Raw genomic sequence first — 19,196 nt, 5'->3', positions numbered from 1 at the left:
ACGCCCGCCGCAGACCATCTGATCGGCCCCGGAGAATGCCCTGACCTGCGACATCGGCGGGAGCACTCCGGGGCCGACTAGACTGTCCAGGCACTTTTGCAGCCGCGCCGGATCTGCAGCCGAACCAGTCAAGGAGACCTCTTGCCCGACCAGGACACGTCACGCGACGAGCGCGAGCTCGAGCAGCAGTACGTGACGATGCTCTACCACCGACTGGACGGGCTTCGCGACTATGCGGCCACCCGGTTGAGCCGTGTTCTGCTCGAGACCGGCGGTACCCCCCAGGCACGCAGTGAGCGCGAATCGTTCAACCAGCTCTACACCGAGGACCTCGCCAAGTATGACGCCGCCGAAAACGGCCTCTGCTTCGGAAAGATCGATCTGGATGGAGAGCACCGTTACATCGGGCGTCTCGGCATCCTGGACGAGGAAAACGACTACGAGACCATGCTGCTCGATTGGCGTGCGCCTCTGGCGCGCCCGTTCTACCTCGCGACCCCCGCCGCACCCGATGGTGTGACGCGACGCCGCCACATCCGTACGCGAAGCAGACGCGTGACGGCGGTCAACGACGAGTACTTGGATCTCGCGGCCGCGGAGGCCGCCGGGACCGTCACCGGTTCCGACGGTGTCGCGGGTGAGAGCGCCCTGCTGGCCGCATTGAACGCTGCCCGCACCGGGCAGATGAACGACATCGTCGAGACCATCCAGGGTGAGCAGGACGCCATCATCAGGTCCGAGCACAAGAGCGTGCTCGTGGTGCAGGGCGGTCCCGGTACGGGAAAGACCGCTGTGGCCCTACATCGCGCCGCCTACCTTCTGTACACCTACCGTCAGCAGCTCGCGAAAGCCGGTGTCCTCATCATCGGCCCGAACGCCACGTTCCTCGACTACATCGGCCAGGTCCTGCCGTCGCTCGGTGAGACGGGCGTGCTGCTCTCCACTATCGGCGACCTCTACCCCGGTGTCCGTGCCACGCGCGAGGACAGTCTCGAGGCCGGAACGATCAAGGGCTCCCTCGACATCCTCGATGTGCTGAAGAAGGCGGTCCGGGACAGGCAGGAGGTGCCGGCGCGGCCGATCGAGCTGACCTTCGACACCTACCGAATCACGTTGGATCGCAAGGTGGTCACGCGTGCCCGTGGCCGGGCGCGGTCGTCGCGGCGTCCCCACAACCTGGCCCGGCCGATCTTCGTGTCGGCGGTGATCGACGCCCTCGCCCAGCAACTCGCCGACACGCTCGGCGCCAACGTCGTCGACGGCGGCAACCTCCTCAGCCGGGAGGACATCGCCGACATGCGCGATGAGATGCGTGAAGACCCGGACATCATGAGCGCGATCAGCGCTCTGTGGCCGGAGCTGACTCCGCAGCGGGTCCTCGCAGAGCTGTTCGCCTCGCCGAAGCGACTGGCCGACGCCGCGCCACAGTTGACCGAGACTCAACGCGCCGCATTGCACCGCACCGAGTCCGGAGGGTTCAGTGCGGCCGACGCACCGCTACTGGACGAACTCGCCGAACTCCTCGGAGTGGACGACGCCGCCGAACGGGAACGGGCGCGGCGGCAGTGGCGGGCTCAGATCGCCGATGCGCAGGGCGCACTCGACATTCTCACCGGTTCTGCGCCCCAGGATCTCGAAGACGAGTTGGATCCCGAAATCCTCATGGCCTACGACCTCATCGACGCGAGCCAGCTCGCCGAGAGACACGACGTGGGAGCACACCAGACGACGGCCGAGCGTGCGGCCGGTGACCGCACCTGGACCTACGGACACGTGATCGTCGACGAGGCACAGGAGCTGTCCGAGATGGCTTGGCGCATGCTGATGCGTCGCATCCCGAATCGATGGATGACCCTGGTCGGTGACACCGCCCAAACAGGTGACCCCGCCGGAACATCCTCTTGGCAGCGGATATTGGAACCGTACGTTGCCCAACGCTGGAAGCTGACGGAGCTGACAGTCAATTACCGCACCCCGGCAGAGATCATGACAACGGCGCGCCGGGTGCTCGCCGAGATCGATACCGAGCAGACGGTACCGCGCTCGGTCCGGGAATCCGGCTTCGTGCCGTGGTCCCGAAACGTGGCCACGTCGGATGTGACGGACACGGTCCGCGCTTGTGTGGCAGAGGAAACCGGCCCTGGCACCACGGCCGTGATCGGGGATCACGGCCTCGTGTCGGCCCTCGCGGATCTTCGCTCCGATTCGGTGAGCGTCCTGACCGTGAAGGATGCCAAGGGCCTGGAGTTCGACTCGGTGCTGATCGTCGAACCGCAGAGCATCGTCGACGAGTCGCCGCGGGGAATGAACGACCTCTACGTCGCGCTCACCCGCGCCACTCAGCGTCTCGGGGTGGTCCACGCGCGGCCCCTGCCCGCGGCGTTGTCCGATCTGACACCCGCAACGGCGGCGAACCCGTCGTGACGTCGTTCGGGCGGAGCTTGCTGATCTGGTGCGCCTGTGCCCTCGGAACTGTGGCATTCAGCGCCTGCTCCCAGGCCACTGCCGCCGACGACACGTCGGCAAGCCCGGCAGCGACGACAACTGCGTCCAGCAGCCTCGACGCCCGTGGATTGCGGTATCAGCAGACATTGGTCGATGCTGGACTCCCCGCCATGCCGGCGGACACCGTCATGGCCATCGCCAACGGCGTCTGCGGGCAGCTGTCCCGGGGAACCGATGAGGCGACCATCATGGAGCACTTGACGCCGATGGCGCAGTTCGCCTCGGCCGCATCGGATACGCACCTGACCACCGAGCAGGTGGCGCGGGTATTCCTCGATGCGGCCGAGGCGAATTACTGCTGACTGATCAGGCGCCGCTCAGCGGACCGTGTGGACGATCAGAACGTCGGACGTGGACTTGCGGGCCGCATCCGAGGGAACGGAGCCGAGCAGTCGTCCGGTCAACGTGTTGAGGCCGCGGTTTCCGATCACCAGAAGCCCGCCGTCGACCTCGTCGACCAACGCGAGAAGGGACTCGACGGGCGCACCCACGACTGCGCGTTCCACGACATCCTTGGCCCCGGTGGCGTGGGCGCGCTCCTTCGCGGTACGCAGGATCTCGTATGTGGGCGCGGAACCGGTGATCTGGTAGGCCTCGTCGCCCAGCGCATCAGCCGCATGGCCGACGTCCTTGGGATCAGCCGGGTAGTACGCACACGCGATGATCAGCTTGGCGCCGGCGTCCCCCGCAATGGCAGCGGCCTTCTCGACGGCCCGAAATGACGACTCGGAGCCATCGGTTCCGACGACAACGGTCCGGTAGGCGCTCATTCATTCCTCCATGTCTGGGGTGGTCACTTGGCCGGGGCCCCGCACACGTCGTGTCCGGACCCAGCGGCCACTGCGCTGACCCTAGCGGTATCGGTGCGTACATAGGGGTATTTGCAGCACAAGCCACAGCGCACCGCCCCCCTGCGTGATCAGTCACATTGCCGCGCTGTCCGCGTCTGTGACCTCCCCCGACGAGAAATCAGCTCGCGGTGCGGACCTTCGGACCGAACACTCCTGCGGGGAATACCCCGGCGGCCACGACGGTGTCGCGCCACGGCGTCGCGAGCTCGACCACGCGTGCCACCCCATCTTCACCGAGCGCCGCCCACGGTGTGAGCGCAATATCGTCGGTGAGATCCTCGATCAGATTGCGCAGGTCGCTGCCGTCCGCGGTGAGTTCACCCCGAGCGTCCAGCAACTCCCGATCACGAAGGCTGTCGCAGGCGGCGTTCCACTGGTCCTCGCTCCACCCGCGACGGGTCAGCGCGAACTTTTTCTGGAACCCGCGGCCCGTCGCGGTATGGGTGATCAGCGCCTCGAGCCCGCTCAGACCGGCGGTCTGCAACGCCGCGGTATGCCCGTCGCCGCGATACTCGCGCAACACTGTCAGGGCATGCCAAAAGCTGAGATGCGGCGCCGACGGCCACTCCAACGCCGCGTAACCGGCGTAGAGCGGCCTGCCTTCGACCCCGGGGATGCCTCGCGCCGCGGTCGACAGCAGGTCGGCCGCCTCCGCCATCTCCGGTGACGCGATGACAGACTCCCCCAGCAGGCGGACATACGCCTCACCGACCGCACGGTAGCGAGCCTCGACGATCACGTGCGGCGCGGCCAGATCCCACGCCCGCGGGATCACCGCGGCGACGGCGTCGGGGCTGAAATTGAAGAAAGCGGCGGTGACGACCCCTGCGTTCACCGCACCCATGGGAGCCGCCCGACCGGCGACGTAGCCCATCCGGCCCGGCTCCAACCCCACCTCGGCCAGTCGTTCCCCGACCTCGGGTACGAAGTAGCTCAGGGAATGAAGCAACTCCAACGATCGAGCGGCTCGACCGGCGCTCTGTGCATCCATGAGTCAGACGGTACTGCCTCGGCTACTTCAGGCCCGCGGCGTCCATCCCACGCAGCTCCTTCTTCAAGTCCGCGATCTCGTCGCGTAAACGTCCGGCAAGCTCGAATTGGAGGTCGCGTGCAGCGTTCATCATCTGATCCGTCAACTGCTTGACCAGGTCGGCCAGCTCGGCCCTCGGCATCGACTTGGTGTCGCGGCCTTCGTAGACGCCCGCACTGACCGCGCGGCCTGCTTCACCCTGGGCGCGGCGACCGCGCGAGGCGTTGCGTCCGGAACCACCCACGTCGACGCCGGCAGCGGTGTCCTCGGCCTCCTCGTACACCTGATCGAGGATGTCTGCGATCTTCTTGCGCAGCGGCTGCGGATCGACGCCCATCTTCTTGTTGTAGGCAATCTGCTTCTCGCGGCGCCGCTCGGTCTCCTCGATGGCGTGCTGCATCGAGTCGGTGATCTTGTCGGCATACATGTGGACCTGACCGGACACGTTACGAGCTGCGCGACCGATCGTCTGGATCAGACTCGTCGAGCTGCGCAGGAAGCCCTCCTTGTCGGCATCGAGGATCGCCACCAAGGACACCTCCGGCAGGTCGAGTCCCTCACGCAGAAGGTTGATACCGACGAGCACGTCATACTCACCGAGCCGTAACTGGCGGAGGAGTTCGACGCGACGCAGCGTGTCGATGTCCGAGTGCAGATACCGGACCCGGATACCGAGCTCGAGTAGGTAGTCGGTGAGGTCTTCCGACATCTTCTTCGTCAATGTCGTGACGAGCACCCGCTCGTCGCGGTCGGCCCGCTCCCGGATCTCGTGAACGAGGTCGTCGATCTGCCCCTTGGTGGGCTTCACCACCACCTCCGGGTCGACCAGACCGGTGGGACGGATCACCTGCTCGACGAACTCCCCGCCGGCCTGGCCCAGCTCGTACTTGCCGGGTGTCGCCGACAGGTACACCGTCTGCCCGATGCGCTGCGTGAATTCTTCCCACGTGAGCGGTCGGTTGTCGGTGGCCGAGGGGAGCCGGAATCCGAACTCGACGAGATTCCGTTTCCGGGACATGTCACCCTCGTACATCGCTCCGATCTGCGGCACGGTGACGTGCGACTCGTCGATGACGAGCAGGAAGTCCTCGGGAAAATAGTCGATGAGCGTGGCGGGAGCAGTGCCGGGGCCGCGTCCGTCGATGTGCCGCGAGTAGTTCTCGATTCCGGAGCAGAATCCGACCTGCTTGATCATCTCGAGGTCGTACTGGGTGCGCATCCGCAGCCGTTGCGCCTCGAGCAACTTTCCCCGGTTCTCGAGGTCGGCGAGGCGTTCCTCGAGTTCGGCTTCGATGTCTTTGACCGCCCGCTCCATCCGTTCGGGACCCGCCACGTAGTGGGTTGCCGGGAAGATGCGCACGGAGTCGACCTGCCGGACGACGTCGCCGGTCAGCGGATGCAGGTAGTACAGCGCTTCGATCTCGTCACCGAAGAATTCGATGCGGACGGCCAACTCCTCGTACGACGGAATGATCTCGACGGTGTCGCCCCGGACCCGGAAGGAACCACGGGTGAACGCCAGGTCGTTACGCGTGTACTGAACATCGACGAGAAGCCGGAGAAGCGCGTCGCGCGGAACCTCGACACCTACTTCGAGTTGCACCGACCGGTCGAGGTACGACTGCGGAGTGCCCAGGCCGTAGATGCACGACACCGAAGCCACGACCACCACGTCTCGACGGGAGAGCAGGCTCGACGTCGCGGAGTGGCGAAGGCGCTCGACGTCGTCGTTGACCGACGAGTCCTTCTCGATATAGGTGTCGGTCTGAGCGATGTACGCCTCGGGCTGGTAGTAGTCGTAGTACGACACGAAGTACTCGACTGCGTTGTGAGGAAGCATGTCGCGCAGTTCGTTGGCGAGCTGCGCCGCTAGAGTCTTGTTGGGCGCCATGACCAGCGTGGGGCGCTGCACTTTCTCGATGAGCCACGCCGTGGTGGCGGACTTGCCGGTACCGGTGGCGCCGAGCAGGACCACATCCTTCTCGCCCGCGTTGATCCGCTTCTCGAGTTCCGCGATTGCCGCCGGCTGGTCACCCGCGGGTTTGTGATCGCTGACGACCTCGAACCGCGCCTCCGACCGCTCGATCTCACCGATGGGTCGGAACTCGGAATGTGCTACCACCGGGTGCTCGGATGCAAACGCCATGTCACCAGGGTAAGCGCAGGGACCGACAAGGTCCCGACCTGCGCCGGTGGCAGCGCAGTGCCGTAGGTTCTGCCTCATGGAAGGCGCTGCTCATCCGCACCCACCCAAGATCGAATATTTCGATCTCCGCAACAGCACCAACACGGATCCGAAGGGATTCGTCCGTCCGGTGGAGCAATTCCGCGTCGAGCCGTGGGGGCTCTACATGGCGCGGACGGCCGACCATCGGCAGTTCGACTACCTCGAGTCGTGGCTGCTTCCCGACCTGGGACTCCGGGCATCCATTTTCCATTTCCGGCCGGAGCATCGGCGGGACCAGGACCACTACGTCGACATCGGCGTGTTCACCCGGGGCGACGACATCTGGACGTCGGAGGACCACTACCTCGATCTGGTCGTGCGAACCGGGCGGAGCACTGAATTACTGGATGTGGACGAGCTGATGGAGGCGCACAGCGCCGGTCTGCTCGATACGGCCACCGCCGAGAAGGCGATCACTACCGCCGTCGCCGCCATCGAGGGCCTGGCCACACACGGCCACGACCTCGGGCGGTGGCTGGCCTCGCTCGGAATGCCGATCGACTGGCGGTGATGTCAGGCCTTCCAGCCCGCGCGATCGGCCCATTCCCACGCCCGGGAGTAGGCCGTGTCAAACCAGGGAGTCTTCGCGTCGATGTAGGCGGTGACCGCATCCTCGTACGAGCTGTGGCCGGCGGCCTTGTCTGCCGCGCCCTCCTTGATATCGGTGTACTCGGCCCGGACATCGGGATGGGCTCGGAGCCAATCGCGAAACACCAGTGCGAACTGCTGTCCGGGCCATCCATCGACCCGAAGATGAATGTTGACCGGCCGGCCCGGATCGGCTCCCCCGTGAATTCTCTTGTCCCACAACGCTGGATCGGTCTCGCCACCAAGATAGGATGGCTTGGGATCGTCCGCCGTGATGTGCTCGATACGAGGAAACCCCGCCTCGGCAAGCGGTTCGGCGAGGTCGTCCGCCGTCGCGAGGTCGGCAACGGTGACCTGCAGATCGATGACATCCTTTGCAGGCATACCCTCGACCGCGGTAGACCCGATGTGATCGACCCGCACCGCGCGGTCCCCGCACACCAACTGCAGTCGGGCGATCAACCGCGCGGCCTCTCCCGCCCACCGCGAATCCGGCACCACGAGTGCAGGCAACGGCCGCACGACGGTGCGGGTACGGATATTGGACGCGAAGGGAGCGATCCGCTCCGACCACAGGGCCCTGACCACTGGTTCGAGCGCCCCGGGCTCCCCACTGTTGTCGAGTAGGACGTCCGCGGCTGCCCGCCGCTGCTCGTCGTCCGCCTGCGCGGCGATCCTCGCCCGCGCGTCCGCTTCCGGCATGCCTCGGGACCCGACGAGTCTGCGTACCCGTTCCTCCGCGTCGACGAACACGATCAGGACCAGATGGAACGCGGCGCCCATACCGCCCTCGACCAGCAACGGAATGTCCTGCACCAGCACCGCGTCGGCCGCTGCTGAATCGATGAGTTCCGCCGTGCGCGCACCGACGAGTGGATGCACGATCGAGTTCAGCGCCAACCTCGATTCCTCGTCCGCGAAGGCACGTGCCGCCAGGGCCGCCCGGTCGAGCGCCCCGGCCTCCGTAAGGATGTCGTTGCCGAATCGCTCCACGAGAGCGGTCAAGCCGGGGGTGCCCGGCTCGACGACCTCACGGGCGATCAGGTCTGCGTCGACGATCACGGCTCCCAGTTCCGCCAGGATCGTCGACACGGTGGACTTGCCGGCTCCAATGCCTCCGGTGAGGCCGATTCTCAACACGTCACCCAGTGTGGCATCCACCCTGCCCTCGCCTGCGCGACCCCACCGACATCATCTCCCCCACCGTTACCGGCAGACTCACCGATCCCAAATACCACCGATGGGCAGCACGGTCGGTTATGTTCTAGCGAACGGCCCGACCTGCACCTTCTCGAAGAAGAGGAACGCCATGCGTGAGCAACGCCTTCAGCCCGGTCGGCACCGCCTCGGCACCGCGGGTGGCGTGCATTGCCTCGAGATACCCGCGGTCGCTTCGGCACTCGCCGAGCATCGTCGGACGTGGCTCACCGCGATGATCAGCCAGGGCAAGCACAGCTTCGCGTCGATGCGTAAACGCTCGGAGGGCCAGGCGTCGTCGTCGAGTTACTGGATTCCCGTCACCGCGAACTGAACCCCAGCGTCCTTCCACGCGACTGTGGCCCGGCCTTCACCAAAGGCCGGGCCACAGTCGTTTTGGGCGGCAGCACCGACAAAAAACCCCGCTCCTGCCGGGGCAGGAGCGGGGTCTCGTTTTCTGTGCCTGACTGGGTCAGGCGGGCCTACTAGGCGTTGCCCGACAGCTTCTCGCGCAGAGCGGCGAGCTGTGCATCGCTCGCAAGCGATCCACCAGCAGATTCGGACGCCGGAGCAGATGCGGACGACGACGCGGTGTCGGCATCGCCTGCGCCCGACTCCGAGGAGTAGCCGGCAGCAGCGGTGGCAGCCTCGGCGGCCTCGTCTGCAGCGGTCTTCTCCATCTGAGCGGTGTGCATCTTGTGGCGACGCTCAGCCTCGGCGTAGCGGTTCTCCCACTCTTCACGCTGCTTGTCGAAGCCCTCGAGCCATTCGTTGGTCTCGGGATCGAAGCCCTCAGGGAAGATGTAGTTGCCCTGCTCGTCGTAGCTGTCCGCCATGCCGTACTTGGACGGATCGAACTCGGCGTTGTAGTCCTCGTTGGCCTGCTTCAGCGACAGCGAGATACGACGACGCTCGAGGTCGATGTCGATGACCTTGACCAGCGCATCGTCGCCGACGCCGACAACCTGGTCCGGGACCTCGACGTGGCGCTCGGCCAGCTCCGAGATGTGGACGAGGCCTTCGATTCCCTCTTCGACGCGCACGAAGGCACCGAACGGAACCAGCTTGGTGACCTTACCGGGCACGATCTGGCCGATGGCGTGCGTGCGGGCGAACTGACGCCACGGATCTTCCTGGGTGGCCTTGAGCGACAGGGACACGCGCTCGCGGTCGAGATCGACGTCGAGAACCTCGACGGTGACCTCGGTGCCGACCTCGACAACCTCGGAGGGGTGGTCGATGTGCTTCCAGGACAGCTCGGACACGTGCACCAGGCCGTCGACGCCGCCCAGGTCCACGAAGGCACCGAAGTTGACGATGGAGGACACGACGCCCTTGCGGACCTGGCCCTTCTGGAGCTGGTGCAGGAACTCGCTGCGAACCTCGGACTGCGTCTGCTCGAGCCATGCGCGGCGCGAGAGGACGACGTTGTTGCGGTTCTTGTCGAGCTCGATGATCTTGGCCTCGATCTCCTTGCCGACGTACGGCTGGAGGTCGCGGACACGGCGCATCTCGACGAGCGAAGCGGGAAGGAAGCCACGCAGGCCGATGTCGAGGATCAAGCCGCCCTTGACGACCTCGATGACGGTGCCCTTGACGGCCTCGTCCTTCTCCTTGAGCTCCTCGATGGTGCCCCAGGCACGCTCGTACTGAGCGCGCTTCTTCGACAGGATCAGTCGGCCTTCCTTGTCCTCCTTGGTGAGGACGAGAGCTTCGACCTCATCGCCCACGGAGACGACCTCGTTGGGGTCGACGTCGTGCTTGATGGAGAGCTCACGGGAAGGGATGACGCCTTCGGTCTTGTAACCGATGTCGAGCAGAACCTCGTCGCGATCGACCTTGACGATGGTGCCTTCGACGATGTCACCATCGTTGAAGTACTTGATCGTTGCGTCGATGGCGGCGAGGAAGTCCTCGGCGGAGCCGATGTCGTTGACGGCTACCTGCGGCGAGGTGACGGTGGTGGAGGGCATATGTTGAGTTGCTCCGGACGGGTTGTGGTCGGTTGATGGTGTTCTGTCGGACAAAGCACGAGAACAGTGCAACGACACCTGACCGGAACCGAACGAAAACTCGAACCGTACCCAATCGGATGTCGCGCACGTAGACACTCGCGTGCAATAGGCTACGCGCCCCTGGGCAAGCTGGGCAAACCCGGGTCCGTTCCCACGCTCTAGTCTGTTGCGCATGCCCGACTCTCGTGCGACAGATCCCGCCCACTCCCCCGAAGACGACCGCCACGGCACCGCCAACAGTGTCCTCGGAACCGCCGGAGTCAGCCGCATCCGGGTCGACTCGGAGGCCAGCGAACGCGCGAGCCGAGCGTGGTGGGACGCCGACGCCGACGACTACCACCGCACCCATGGCGAGTTCCTCGGGGTGGACGCGGCGGACGGCGAGTTCGTGTGGTGCCCGGAGGGGCTTCACGAGGGCGATCACCACCTGCTGGGCGACGTCGCCGGCAAGGACGTCCTCGAAGTCGGCTGCGGCTCGGCTCCCTGCGCACGGTGGCTTGCCGGCCAGGGGGCGCGGCCGGTGGGACTCGACATTTCGCGGGCGATGCTCGACCGCGGCGTCGACGCCATACGTGCGGGAGGACCGGTGGTGCCGCTGATTCAAGCAGGAGCCGAGCACCTCCCGTTCGCGGACGGAAGCTTCGACCTCGCATGTTCGGCTTTTGGCGCAGTTCCGTTCGTCGCCGATTCCGCGGGGGTCATGCGCGAGGTGGCCCGGGTCCTGAGGCCCGGCGGTCTGTGGGTGTTCGCCGTCAACCATCCGATCCGGTGGATCTTCCCCGACGATCCCGGGCCGCGCGGCCTCACCGCCACGCTCCCCTACTTCGATCGCACGCCCTACGTGGAGGTGGACTCGGCCGGCGTGCCGACCTACGTGGAGCACCACCGCACCATCGGTGACCGCGTTCGCGAGATCGTCGCCGCCGGACTCGAAGTGCGCGACATCATCGAGCCCGAGTGGCCCGAATGGCTCGATCGGGAATGGGGTCAATGGAGCCCGCTACGGGGCCAACTCTTCCCCGGCACGGCGATCTTCAGTTGCCGCAAACCTGTCGCCGACAGCCCGTAGCCAGGGGCAGCCACAGACACCCGAGAGGTCAGCGGGCGCGGGCGACGGGTACCAGTCGTTGATCGGCCGAGGTGAGCCTCCGCAGCGTGCCGAGACCCGTCACCACCACAGCGATGACGACGCCGGCCAGAATGACGTACATCAGTGCGAGCTGAGCAAACACCGCTTCCATGGGGTCGACGCCCGCGAGAATCAGACCGGTCATAGCGCCGGGCAGGAACACGATGCCCAGTGCTGCCGTCTGCTCGATCTGGGACGAAATAGCCGTTCGCAGAGCCGACCGTAGCTGCCGATCGAAGGCGCGGCGAGGTGTCATCCCGAGAGCGAGTCCGGCCTCGATCTCCGCGCGATGGTCGGCCACCGACTCACTGACCCGCGTGGCGGCGATGACGGCGGACTTCATCGAGTTCCCGACGATCATGCCGGCAACGGGCACGAGCGTCCGCCCGTTCAGCTCGAAGATCCGAGCGCCGAAGATCACGGCCAGGCCCACCACGGCCACCGCCGCCATGGCGGCCAGCGCGATGACATACAACGCGGGGACCGTCGGTGCCCGGCGCGTGATCGTGTACGCGGCGAAGAATACGATGCCGATGACCCACAGCCACGACCACCACAGCGGGGTCTGTGGCCGCACGAGTGGAACCAGCGCCACCCCGACGATCATCATCTGCACGAGGGAACGCGCCACGGAGACGACGATCGGCGTCGTCAGCGAAAGCCGTTGCTGCGCTGAGAGCCCGATAGCGACAGCGACGAAGATCAGCGATGCGAGAAGACCGGCCCATCCGATGATCGTCGAGCTCACGTCTCCGACTCCCCCGCCATCGGACGGTCCGAATAGTCGCCGGGGGCACCGGTATAAACGATGTGCCCCGAATCGAGGGCCACCAGGTGATCTGCCAGCCGGCGCATCTGTCCGAGATCATGGGTGACCCAGAGAATGGGCATCCCCTCCTTCGCCAGTCGCAGCACGAGCGACTCGAGCTGCGCCGAAGATTCCGTGTCGAGGGCCGCGGTCGGTTCGTCTGCGAGCAGAACCGACGGCCGGGTCGCGAGCGCCCTGGCCAGGACCATGCGCTGCATCTCGCCTCCCGACAGGGTGTCGGCCACCTGCCCGAGCATTGCGGGGTCGAGCCCGACGTGGCGAAGTAACTCACCTCCGCGCGCCTCGTCGACACCGGGGTCGGCGGCACGGACGTTGTCCAGCACCGTTCCCGGAAATGCGGTGGGCTGCTGGAACACCATGCCCACCGTCCGCCGGTGCGCCAGCACGTCCACGTCGGCCAGCGACCGTCCGCGAAACCGAACGACTCCCGTGGTCGGGACCTCCAGCCGGTTGCAGCATCGCAACAGCGTCGACTTCCCGGCTCCCGAACGCCCCACCAGCACCGTGATTCCCGCTTCCGGAATGGTCACGTCGATGTCGCGCAGCACACGGGTCCCGCCCTGCTCGACGTCGACACCGACGAAGTCGAAGAGCGCCGGCTCGCTCACAGCAACTTCGACAGGAACGCCTTGGTGCGGTCGTGCTGCGGATTGGCCAGCAGTTCGCGTGGCTCTCCCGATTCGACCACCACGCCGGCGTCCATGAACACCAGTTGATCGGCCACCTCGCGGGCGAACCCCATCTCGTGAGTGACCACGACCATGGTCATGCCGCCTGCCGCAAGGTCTTTCATGACGGTGAGGACCTCACCGACGAGTTCCGGGTCGAGCGCCGAGGTGGGCTCGTCGAACAACATCAGCTTCGGGTCCATCGCGAGTGCCCGGGCGATGGCGACCCGCTGCTGCTGACCGCCCGACAGTTGGGCAGGGTAGGCGTCGGCCTTCTCGCTCAGCCCGACCTGGGCCAGCAGTTCACGTCCACGCTCGACGGCCTTCTTCTTGCTGAGCCGCTTGACCTGGGTGGGCGCCTCGATGATGTTCTCGAGCGCGGTCCGGTGCGGGAACAGATTGAAGTGCTGGAAGACCATGCCGATGTCGCGCCGCTGCTTCGCCGCCGCACGGGGATGCAGTTCGTACAGCTTGCCGTTCCGCTCCGAGTACCCCACGAGTTCACCGTCGACGTAGAGCCGCCCGGCATTGACCTGCTCGAGGTGGTTGATGCAGCGCAGGAATGTCGACTTGCCGGACCCCGAGGGGCCGACCAGGCACAGCACCTGCCCGCGGCCGATTTCGAGTGAGATGCCCTTGAGTACTTTCAGCGCACCGAAGTTCTTGCACACCTGGTCCGCCTTGACCATCGGCGTCATTTTCGTTCCCCTCCGGGTGTGTCGGGCAGCGTCTCGGGGCCGGGTTCGATCACCAGCGGCTTGCCCTGCGCGTCGGCGAGCGCCTGCAACTGCCGGGCGGTGAGCTTGCGCGTCGCGCCCTTCGAGTAGTACCGCTCGAGGTAGAACTGCCCGATCATCAGGAGACTCGTAATGGCGAGGTACCAGGTGGCCGCGACCATCAGCAACGGAATCGGCTGGAAGTTGGCACCCGAAATGTCTCTGGCACGGCCGTACAGTTCGAGGCTGTACGGGACCGCGGTGACCAGCGAGGTGGTTTTCAGCATGCTGATCAGTTCATTGCCGGTGGGCGGGATGATGACCCGCATCGCCTGTGGCAGCACTGTCCGCCGCATCGTCTGCGACCACGTCATGCCCAGCGCCACCGACGCCTCGGTCTGCCCCTCGGCGACCGAGTTGACGCCGGCCCGCACGATTTCGGCCATGTACGCGGCCTCGTTGAGGCCCAGGCCGATCACCGCGAACAGGAACGCCGCGTTGATGCCCTGCAGGTCGATGTGCACGAACTGGTGCACGAAGGGGATGCCGAGGTCGAGTTGCTTGTAGATGGACGGGAACAGGCCCCAGAACACCAGCTGGACGTATACCGGGGTGCCGCGGAAGATCCACAGATAACCCCAGGACGACGCCTTGAGCACCGGGTTCGGCGACAACCGCATGACAGCGAGCAGCACGCCGAGCACGATGGCAATCGCCATCGACAGAATCGTCAGCTGAATCGTGTTCCAGGCCGCTGCGGAAATTCGCGCGTCGAACAGGTAGCGGATGTAGATGTCCCAACGATACGCCTCGTTGGTGCGGGCACCGTTGACGAACAGAGCGAGGAGTAACCCGACGACGATCGCAGCGATCCAGCGCCCGGGCCGTCGCAGCGGGATCGCTTTGATCGGCTCGGGATCCGAACCCGTCGCGGTCGTGACATCGCCCGGCACCTTTTCCAGATCAGACACTCGTCAACCGCTCAGCTCGTGGCGCCGTTGATGTGCGAAGTCGTGATGACGCCGGCCTGGACGCCCCAGTTCTCCGCGATCTTCTGATATGTGCCGTCGTCGATGAGGTGTTGCATGGCCTTCTGGAGAACGGGTCCGAGGGGCGATCCCTTGGCGACGGGCCAGCCGTAGGGCGCGGCGTCGAAGACCTCGCCCGCCGCCTCGATCCTGCCGTCGCTCTGCTTGATCGCGTAGGCGGTGACGGGCGAATCCGCGGACATGGCATCGACCTTGCCGAGGGCGACCGCGTTGGCGGCGTCGTCCTGACTGTCGAACTTCACGATCTCGATCGCCGGCTTACCGGCCGCCACACACGCGGCACTCTTGGCGGGTACTTCCTCGAGGTCCTCGATGGTGGTGGTTTGCACCCCGACCCGCAGACCGCACGCGTTGTTGGGATCGACATTCTTACCGACAGGCTGGGCCCACTGCACGCCCGCGCTGAAGTACGTGACGAAATCGACGGACTGCTCGCGTTCCTTGGTGTCCGTGAACGAGGACATGCCCATGTCGTAACTGCCGGCCTGGATCGACGGGATGATCTTGTCGAAGTCGGCTTCGGTGTACTCCGGCGTGACCCCGAGTACCTTGCCGACCGCGTCGACGAGATCCACGTCGAAGCCGACGATCTTTCCGCTGGGATCCTTGAACTCGTTGGGCGAGTACGGGATGTTCACGCCGACCACGATCTTGCCCGACGACGCGATCTTCTCCGGCAACTCGGCCGCGATGGCATCCACCTTCTCAACTTCCACCGTGGCGGCGGCGTCACCCGAAGGGGAACCGCCACCTTCGGTATTGCTGGCACAGCCGGCGAGGAGCAGCGCGCTGCTTCCCGCCAGTGCACAGATGGTTCGGGCCACGCGCCGACGCGTGAAGACGGATCGACCAGACACTGGCATGTCCTCCAGAAAAATCGTGATGCATCGAAAATCGTGTTGCACCGTACGAGCTACGGCGACGGAGAACTCGCGAACTCCGAATAGTCGAACGGTAGGTTACGGCACCCACATCTGCAGACGTCGTTACCGAACATTAACGGCCCGTGCCGTGCCGTGACCGCGCTTTCACCGACGCAGGGTACGGGCGAGGACGGTCTCGGTGAATTCGCTGGTCGACGCGAGTCCACCCAGGTCAGAAGTGGCCACTCCGGACGCGATCGTCGACCGGACGGCATCCCGGATCCGGGTCGCCGCACCGACCAGGTGCCGGTCGGCTCGGCGCTCGCCGAGCAGGTCGAGCATCATCGCGGCCGACAGCATCAGCGCCGTGGGATTGGCCCGGTTGTGTCCCGCGATGTCCGGGGCCGCACCATGTGCCGCCTGCGCCATGACCTGGGTGTCGGAGCTGTTGATCGACGGCGCGGTGCCGAGTGAGCCGGACAGCTCGCCCGTGAGATCCGACAGGATGTCACCGAACATGTTCTCCGCCACCACGACATCGAAGTCGCGTCCGCGGCGCACCAGGTGGGCGGTCATCGCGTCGACGTGCTGGTCATCGATCTGAACATCCGGGTAGTGGCGCTCGCCCACGTCCCGGCAGACGTCACGGAACAGTCCCGTCGTCAACGACAGGACGTTGGCCTTGTGCACGATCGTCACGTGGCGCCGCCGGGTCCGGGCGAGCGCGAACGCTGTGTGTGCGATGCGTTCACAGGCCCGCCTGGTGACGACGCCGACTGCGAGGGCCACATCGGGGGTGGGCATGAACTCGCCACTGCCGGCGAACATATTTCGATCCGCATACAGGCCTTCGGTGTTCTCGCGAACGATCACCAGATCCATGTCCGGCACCATCGAGGCGACCCCCTCCAGCGAACGGGCCGGGCGGATGTTGGCGAACAGGTCGAATTCCTTGCGGATGACTCCCCCAGGGGTCAGCTGCCCGCGGAACGGTTCCGGATAGGCCGCGCTGTCGTGCGGACCGAGGATCCACGCGTCGAGCTCCGCCAGGGCCGCCAGGGTGGAGTCCGGCAGCGGCGTGCCGTGGGAGTCGATCGCATCGAGCCCGAGGGGCAACGTCACCCAGTCGACGTCGGCCCCACCGGCGGCGGTGACGGCCGCGGTCACCACGCGCTGCGTTGCCGGAACGATCTCGTGACCGATGCCGTCACCGAGGATCACGCCGATGCGTTTATCCGAGTTGTTTGCCGTAGGACCACCCATGAGGCCATCATTGCCTACCATGGTCCAGTCGGTGGAACTGCTGTTCGACGAGGCGACCGACGACGCCGTGCGCAACGAGTGGAAACTCCTCTGGGACGCCGGTCTGCCGAGCAGAACTCGCGTTCGCGCACTGTCGAATCGGCCGCACGTCACACTGTTCGTCGCGCGCCATATCCCGCCCGAGATCGACGAGCTCCTGGGGCGCCGTATCCCCACCCCGTCGTTCCATGTCCGTCTGGGAGGACTGGTCATGTTCGGCGGCAGGCACGTCACGTTGTCGCGTCTGGTGGTGCCGTCCAAGGCCCTGTTGTCGTTACACCGGTCGGTGTTCGATCTCGCCGAGCACGCCACCGAGGTGACGCCGCACATCCGTCCGGGTGAATGGACTCCCCACGTCACTCTGGCGCGGCGCCTGCCAGCGGATCAGATCGCCGACGCCGTACGACTACTCGACGGCGGCGACATCATCGGCCGCGCCTCGGTGGTACGGCGATGGGACGGAGATGCCAAACGCGAGTGGACCGTGACGGCCCCGCCGTGACCGGACTCGCCCTCAAAACCGGAAATCGCCGTGCTGGGTGACGTCGTTGTGCGTGTCGGGCGTGCGGTCGGCGAGCGCCAAGGCAGCCAGTGCCAGGAACACGAGCAGAACCACAACCAGGATTGTCATGCCCTAAGCCTTACGCCGGCAGCTTCCGAGAAATAGTGGCAGAAACGTCATAGTTCGAATTATTTCTGCCATACTGGTGCGGTGTTGAAAAAGGTCGTAGTACCGCTGATGCCGCTTACCGAAGCCTTCGAACTCGGCGTCGCCTGCGAGGTGTTCGGATTCGACAGATCCGACGACGGACTTCCCACCTACGACTTCTCACTCGTCGCCGGCGTCTCCCAACCGATCCGCACACGATTCGGCTACGGCATCGACGTCCCGTATGACCTCGACCGGCTCGACGACGCAGACCTCATCATCGTCCCGGCGGGCGGAACCTACGCGGAAGCGGACGGGTCGTACGTCTGCGCGAAGGATCCCGACCCGTGCATGGACCCGTTGCTGGACAAACTTCGTGCCGCCGTCGAGCGGGGAGCGAAGGTCGCGAGTCTGTGTAACGGCGCTTTCGTTCTCGGCGCCGCGGGACTTCTCGACGGCCGCCGCTGCACCACCCACTGGCGGCACGCCCAGCGGCTCGCCGCACTGCATCCCGGCGCCACCGTCGATCCCAATGTCCTCTACGTCGACGACGACCCCGTGCTGACGAGCGCGGGCACCGCGGCCGGCATCGATCTGTGCCTGCACATCGTGCGCAAGGAACAGGGCAGCAGAGTGGCCAACGGTATCGCCCGCCGCATGGTGGTCCCGCCGCATCGAGACGGCGGTCAGGCCCAGTACGTCGCGATGCCGTTGCCGTCGACGTCGATCGACACCCTCGGACCGGTGCTGGACTGGATGACCGAACACCTCGCCCTCGACCTCTCGGTGACGGCCGTCGCGGCAAAGGCCAATATGTCGCCGCGTACGTTCGCGCGGCGATTCCAGGCCGAGACCGGCACCACCCCGGCGCGGTGGCTCAGCGATCAGCGCGTGCTGGCCGCACAACAGCTCCTCGAGAATTCGGACCTGTCGGTCGACGTCATCGCCGAACGGGTCGGCTTCGGCGGAGGGGCTGTGCTGCGTCAGCACTTCCTCCGCCTACGACACACCACCCCACAGGCGTACCGGCGCACCTTCCGGAACACCGAGCGCGTCGGCTGAGGCGGTTGCGGGGGAAGAATCGGCGACACTCCCGCGTTGTACTGGCACGACCGTTCCCGAACGAAAGGACCCTCGTGGCCACCAAGACCCTGACTCAACAGAATTTCGACGAGACCGTGACCGGCAACGATGTGGTCCTCGTCGACTTCTGGGCGTCCTGGTGCGGCCCGTGCCGCAGCTTCGCGCCCACCTTCGAGAAGTCCTCGGAGCAACACCCGGACGTGGTGCACGCGAAGGTCGACACCGAGGCCGAACAGGGAATCGCGGCGGCAGCGAACATCCGCTCGATCCCGACCATCATGGCGTTCCGGGAAGGCGTTCTCGTCTTCAACCAGCCGGGAGCTCTCCCGCCGGCGGCGCTCGAAGATCTGGTGACGCAGGTCAAGGCCCTTGACATGGACGAGGTACGCAAGCAGATCGCCGAGCAGACACCGGCCGAATAACGCAAAGGACGTCGTCGCCCCGAATCCCTCTGAGGTCCGGCCCCGAGGCTCTTGGAGGCTCAGCTCAGAATCT

General features: G+C 65.8%; 19 protein-coding genes. 8 read left to right on the top strand and 11 right to left on the bottom strand.

The genetic code is table 11. From position 1 onward, the window contains the following. Window positions 1–141: 141 nt before the first annotated feature. Window positions 142–2,424 (top strand): HelD family protein, encoded by a 2,283-nt coding sequence (locus GFS60_RS13475; RefSeq protein ID WP_159921873.1) that lies wholly within the window; start codon window positions 142–144, stop codon window positions 2,422–2,424. A 50-nt stretch (window positions 2,425–2,474) separates the two neighbouring features. Then, window positions 2,475–2,807 carry a DUF732 domain-containing protein gene (locus GFS60_RS13470; RefSeq protein WP_236603451.1) on the top strand — a complete coding sequence of 111 codons (333 nt, stop codon included), beginning with the start codon at window positions 2,475–2,477 and terminating at the stop codon, window positions 2,805–2,807. Between the two features lie 15 nt (window positions 2,808–2,822). On the opposite strand, the gene GFS60_RS13465 is transcribed toward GFS60_RS13470, so the two are convergent. From GFS60_RS13465 to uvrB, 3 genes are all read right to left on the bottom strand, one after another. Next, a complete protein-coding gene (locus GFS60_RS13465; protein ID WP_109329417.1) occupies window positions 2,823–3,275 on the bottom strand; it encodes a universal stress protein in 453 nt (150 codons plus the stop codon). 199 nt (window positions 3,276–3,474) lie between these two features. Beyond that, on the bottom strand, window positions 3,475–4,347 hold the full coding sequence (locus GFS60_RS13460) for an SCO6745 family protein (protein WP_159921869.1): 873 nt from the start codon (window positions 4,345–4,347) through the stop codon (window positions 3,475–3,477). A gap of 22 nt (window positions 4,348–4,369) precedes the next feature. Continuing rightward, window positions 4,370–6,532, bottom strand: coding sequence for an excinuclease ABC subunit UvrB (uvrB, locus tag GFS60_RS13455; protein WP_109329415.1), 2,163 nt, complete (start codon window positions 6,530–6,532; stop codon window positions 4,370–4,372). A gap of 76 nt (window positions 6,533–6,608) precedes the next feature. Here uvrB and GFS60_RS13450 point away from each other — a divergent pair, with 76 nt between their 5' ends. Next, complete coding sequence (locus GFS60_RS13450) at window positions 6,609–7,124, top strand: DUF402 domain-containing protein (RefSeq protein ID WP_159921867.1); 516 nt, start codon at window positions 6,609–6,611, stop codon at window positions 7,122–7,124. A 2-nt stretch (window positions 7,125–7,126) separates the two neighbouring features. On the opposite strand, the gene coaE is transcribed toward GFS60_RS13450, so the two are convergent. Next, window positions 7,127–8,341, bottom strand: a complete 1,215-nt coding sequence (gene coaE / locus GFS60_RS13445; protein WP_159921865.1) for a dephospho-CoA kinase — start codon at window positions 8,339–8,341, stop codon at window positions 7,127–7,129. A 169-nt stretch (window positions 8,342–8,510) separates the two neighbouring features. On the opposite strand from coaE, the gene GFS60_RS13440 reads away from it, so the two are divergent. Then, window positions 8,511–8,732, top strand: a complete 222-nt coding sequence (locus GFS60_RS13440; protein ID WP_109329413.1) for a hypothetical protein — start codon at window positions 8,511–8,513, stop codon at window positions 8,730–8,732. A gap of 151 nt (window positions 8,733–8,883) precedes the next feature. On the opposite strand, the gene rpsA is transcribed toward GFS60_RS13440, so the two are convergent. Continuing rightward, window positions 8,884–10,371 carry a 30S ribosomal protein S1 gene (gene rpsA, locus GFS60_RS13435; protein ID WP_109329412.1) on the bottom strand — a complete coding sequence of 496 codons (1,488 nt, stop codon included), beginning with the start codon at window positions 10,369–10,371 and terminating at the stop codon, window positions 8,884–8,886. A gap of 214 nt (window positions 10,372–10,585) precedes the next feature. Between rpsA and GFS60_RS13430 the strand changes: the two genes are divergently transcribed. After that, window positions 10,586–11,482 (top strand): class I SAM-dependent methyltransferase, encoded by an 897-nt coding sequence (locus GFS60_RS13430; protein ID WP_159921863.1) that lies wholly within the window; start codon window positions 10,586–10,588, stop codon window positions 11,480–11,482. Window positions 11,483–11,510: 28 nt separating this feature from the next. On the opposite strand, the gene GFS60_RS13425 is transcribed toward GFS60_RS13430, so the two are convergent. From GFS60_RS13425 to GFS60_RS13400, 6 genes are all read right to left on the bottom strand, one after another. Continuing rightward, the gene (locus GFS60_RS13425; RefSeq protein WP_159921861.1) at window positions 11,511–12,290 is read right to left on the bottom strand and encodes an ABC transporter permease; all 780 of its coding nucleotides are present in this window, start codon (window positions 12,288–12,290) and stop codon (window positions 11,511–11,513) included. Then, the gene (locus tag GFS60_RS13420) at window positions 12,287–12,979 is read right to left on the bottom strand and encodes an ABC transporter ATP-binding protein (RefSeq protein WP_159921859.1); all 693 of its coding nucleotides are present in this window, start codon (window positions 12,977–12,979) and stop codon (window positions 12,287–12,289) included. Before GFS60_RS13420 ends, GFS60_RS13425 begins: the two co-directional genes overlap by 4 nt. After that, complete coding sequence (locus GFS60_RS13415; protein WP_109329408.1) at window positions 12,976–13,737, bottom strand: amino acid ABC transporter ATP-binding protein; 762 nt, start codon at window positions 13,735–13,737, stop codon at window positions 12,976–12,978. The genes GFS60_RS13420 and GFS60_RS13415 overlap by 4 nt, the downstream gene beginning before the upstream one ends. After that, complete coding sequence (locus GFS60_RS13410; protein WP_284708525.1) at window positions 13,734–14,717, bottom strand: amino acid ABC transporter permease; 984 nt, start codon at window positions 14,715–14,717, stop codon at window positions 13,734–13,736. The genes GFS60_RS13415 and GFS60_RS13410 overlap by 4 nt, the downstream gene beginning before the upstream one ends. Window positions 14,718–14,737: 20 nt before the next feature. Continuing rightward, window positions 14,738–15,667, bottom strand: a complete 930-nt coding sequence (locus GFS60_RS13405; RefSeq protein WP_159921857.1) for an ABC transporter substrate-binding protein — start codon at window positions 15,665–15,667, stop codon at window positions 14,738–14,740. 165 nt (window positions 15,668–15,832) lie between these two features. Then, complete coding sequence (locus GFS60_RS13400; RefSeq protein ID WP_159927150.1) at window positions 15,833–16,930, bottom strand: isocitrate/isopropylmalate dehydrogenase family protein; 1,098 nt, start codon at window positions 16,928–16,930, stop codon at window positions 15,833–15,835. Between the two features lie 19 nt (window positions 16,931–16,949). On the opposite strand from GFS60_RS13400, the gene GFS60_RS13395 reads away from it, so the two are divergent. From GFS60_RS13395 to trxA, 3 genes are all read left to right on the top strand, one after another. After that, a complete protein-coding gene (locus tag GFS60_RS13395; RefSeq protein WP_159921855.1) occupies window positions 16,950–17,471 on the top strand; it encodes a 2'-5' RNA ligase family protein in 522 nt (173 codons plus the stop codon). Window positions 17,472–17,681: 210 nt separating this feature from the next. Next, window positions 17,682–18,680, top strand: a complete 999-nt coding sequence (locus tag GFS60_RS13390; protein ID WP_109329404.1) for a helix-turn-helix domain-containing protein — start codon at window positions 17,682–17,684, stop codon at window positions 18,678–18,680. Between the two features lie 74 nt (window positions 18,681–18,754). After that, window positions 18,755–19,123, top strand: coding sequence for a thioredoxin (gene trxA, locus GFS60_RS13385; RefSeq protein WP_109329403.1), 369 nt, complete (start codon window positions 18,755–18,757; stop codon window positions 19,121–19,123). Window positions 19,124–19,196: the final 73 nt, after the last annotated feature.

It is taken from the genome of Rhodococcus sp. WAY2 (assembly GCF_009859915.1).
Taxonomy (GTDB): Bacteria; Actinomycetota; Actinomycetes; order Mycobacteriales; family Mycobacteriaceae; genus Rhodococcus_F; species Rhodococcus_F oxybenzonivorans.
The sequence above is the reverse complement of the archived record's forward strand: the minus strand, read 5'-3'. Positions and strand labels throughout refer to the sequence as shown.

What these genes read in the sequence shown, in the direction of transcription:
- uvrB (WP_109329415.1), bottom strand. Translation starts at nt 6,532, where the DNA reads ATGGCGTTTGCATCCGAGCACCCGGTGGTAGCACATTCCGAGTTCCGA.
- GFS60_RS13395 (WP_159921855.1), top strand. Translation starts at nt 16,950, where the DNA reads ATGGTCCAGTCGGTGGAACTGCTGTTCGACGAGGCGACCGACGACGCC.
- GFS60_RS13465 (WP_109329417.1), bottom strand. Translation starts at nt 3,275, where the DNA reads ATGAGCGCCTACCGGACCGTTGTCGTCGGAACCGATGGCTCCGAGTCG.
- rpsA (WP_109329412.1), bottom strand. Translation starts at nt 10,371, where the DNA reads ATGCCCTCCACCACCGTCACCTCGCCGCAGGTAGCCGTCAACGACATC.
- GFS60_RS13415 (WP_109329408.1), bottom strand. Translation starts at nt 13,737, where the DNA reads ATGACGCCGATGGTCAAGGCGGACCAGGTGTGCAAGAACTTCGGTGCG.
- GFS60_RS13440 (WP_109329413.1), top strand. Translation starts at nt 8,511, where the DNA reads ATGCGTGAGCAACGCCTTCAGCCCGGTCGGCACCGCCTCGGCACCGCG.
- GFS60_RS13450 (WP_159921867.1), top strand. Translation starts at nt 6,609, where the DNA reads ATGGAAGGCGCTGCTCATCCGCACCCACCCAAGATCGAATATTTCGAT.
- GFS60_RS13400 (WP_159927150.1), bottom strand. Translation starts at nt 16,930, where the DNA reads ATGGGTGGTCCTACGGCAAACAACTCGGATAAACGCATCGGCGTGATC.
- GFS60_RS13430 (WP_159921863.1), top strand. Translation starts at nt 10,586, where the DNA reads ATGCCCGACTCTCGTGCGACAGATCCCGCCCACTCCCCCGAAGACGAC.
- GFS60_RS13405 (WP_159921857.1), bottom strand. Translation starts at nt 15,667, where the DNA reads ATGCCAGTGTCTGGTCGATCCGTCTTCACGCGTCGGCGCGTGGCCCGA.
- GFS60_RS13460 (WP_159921869.1), bottom strand. Translation starts at nt 4,347, where the DNA reads ATGGATGCACAGAGCGCCGGTCGAGCCGCTCGATCGTTGGAGTTGCTT.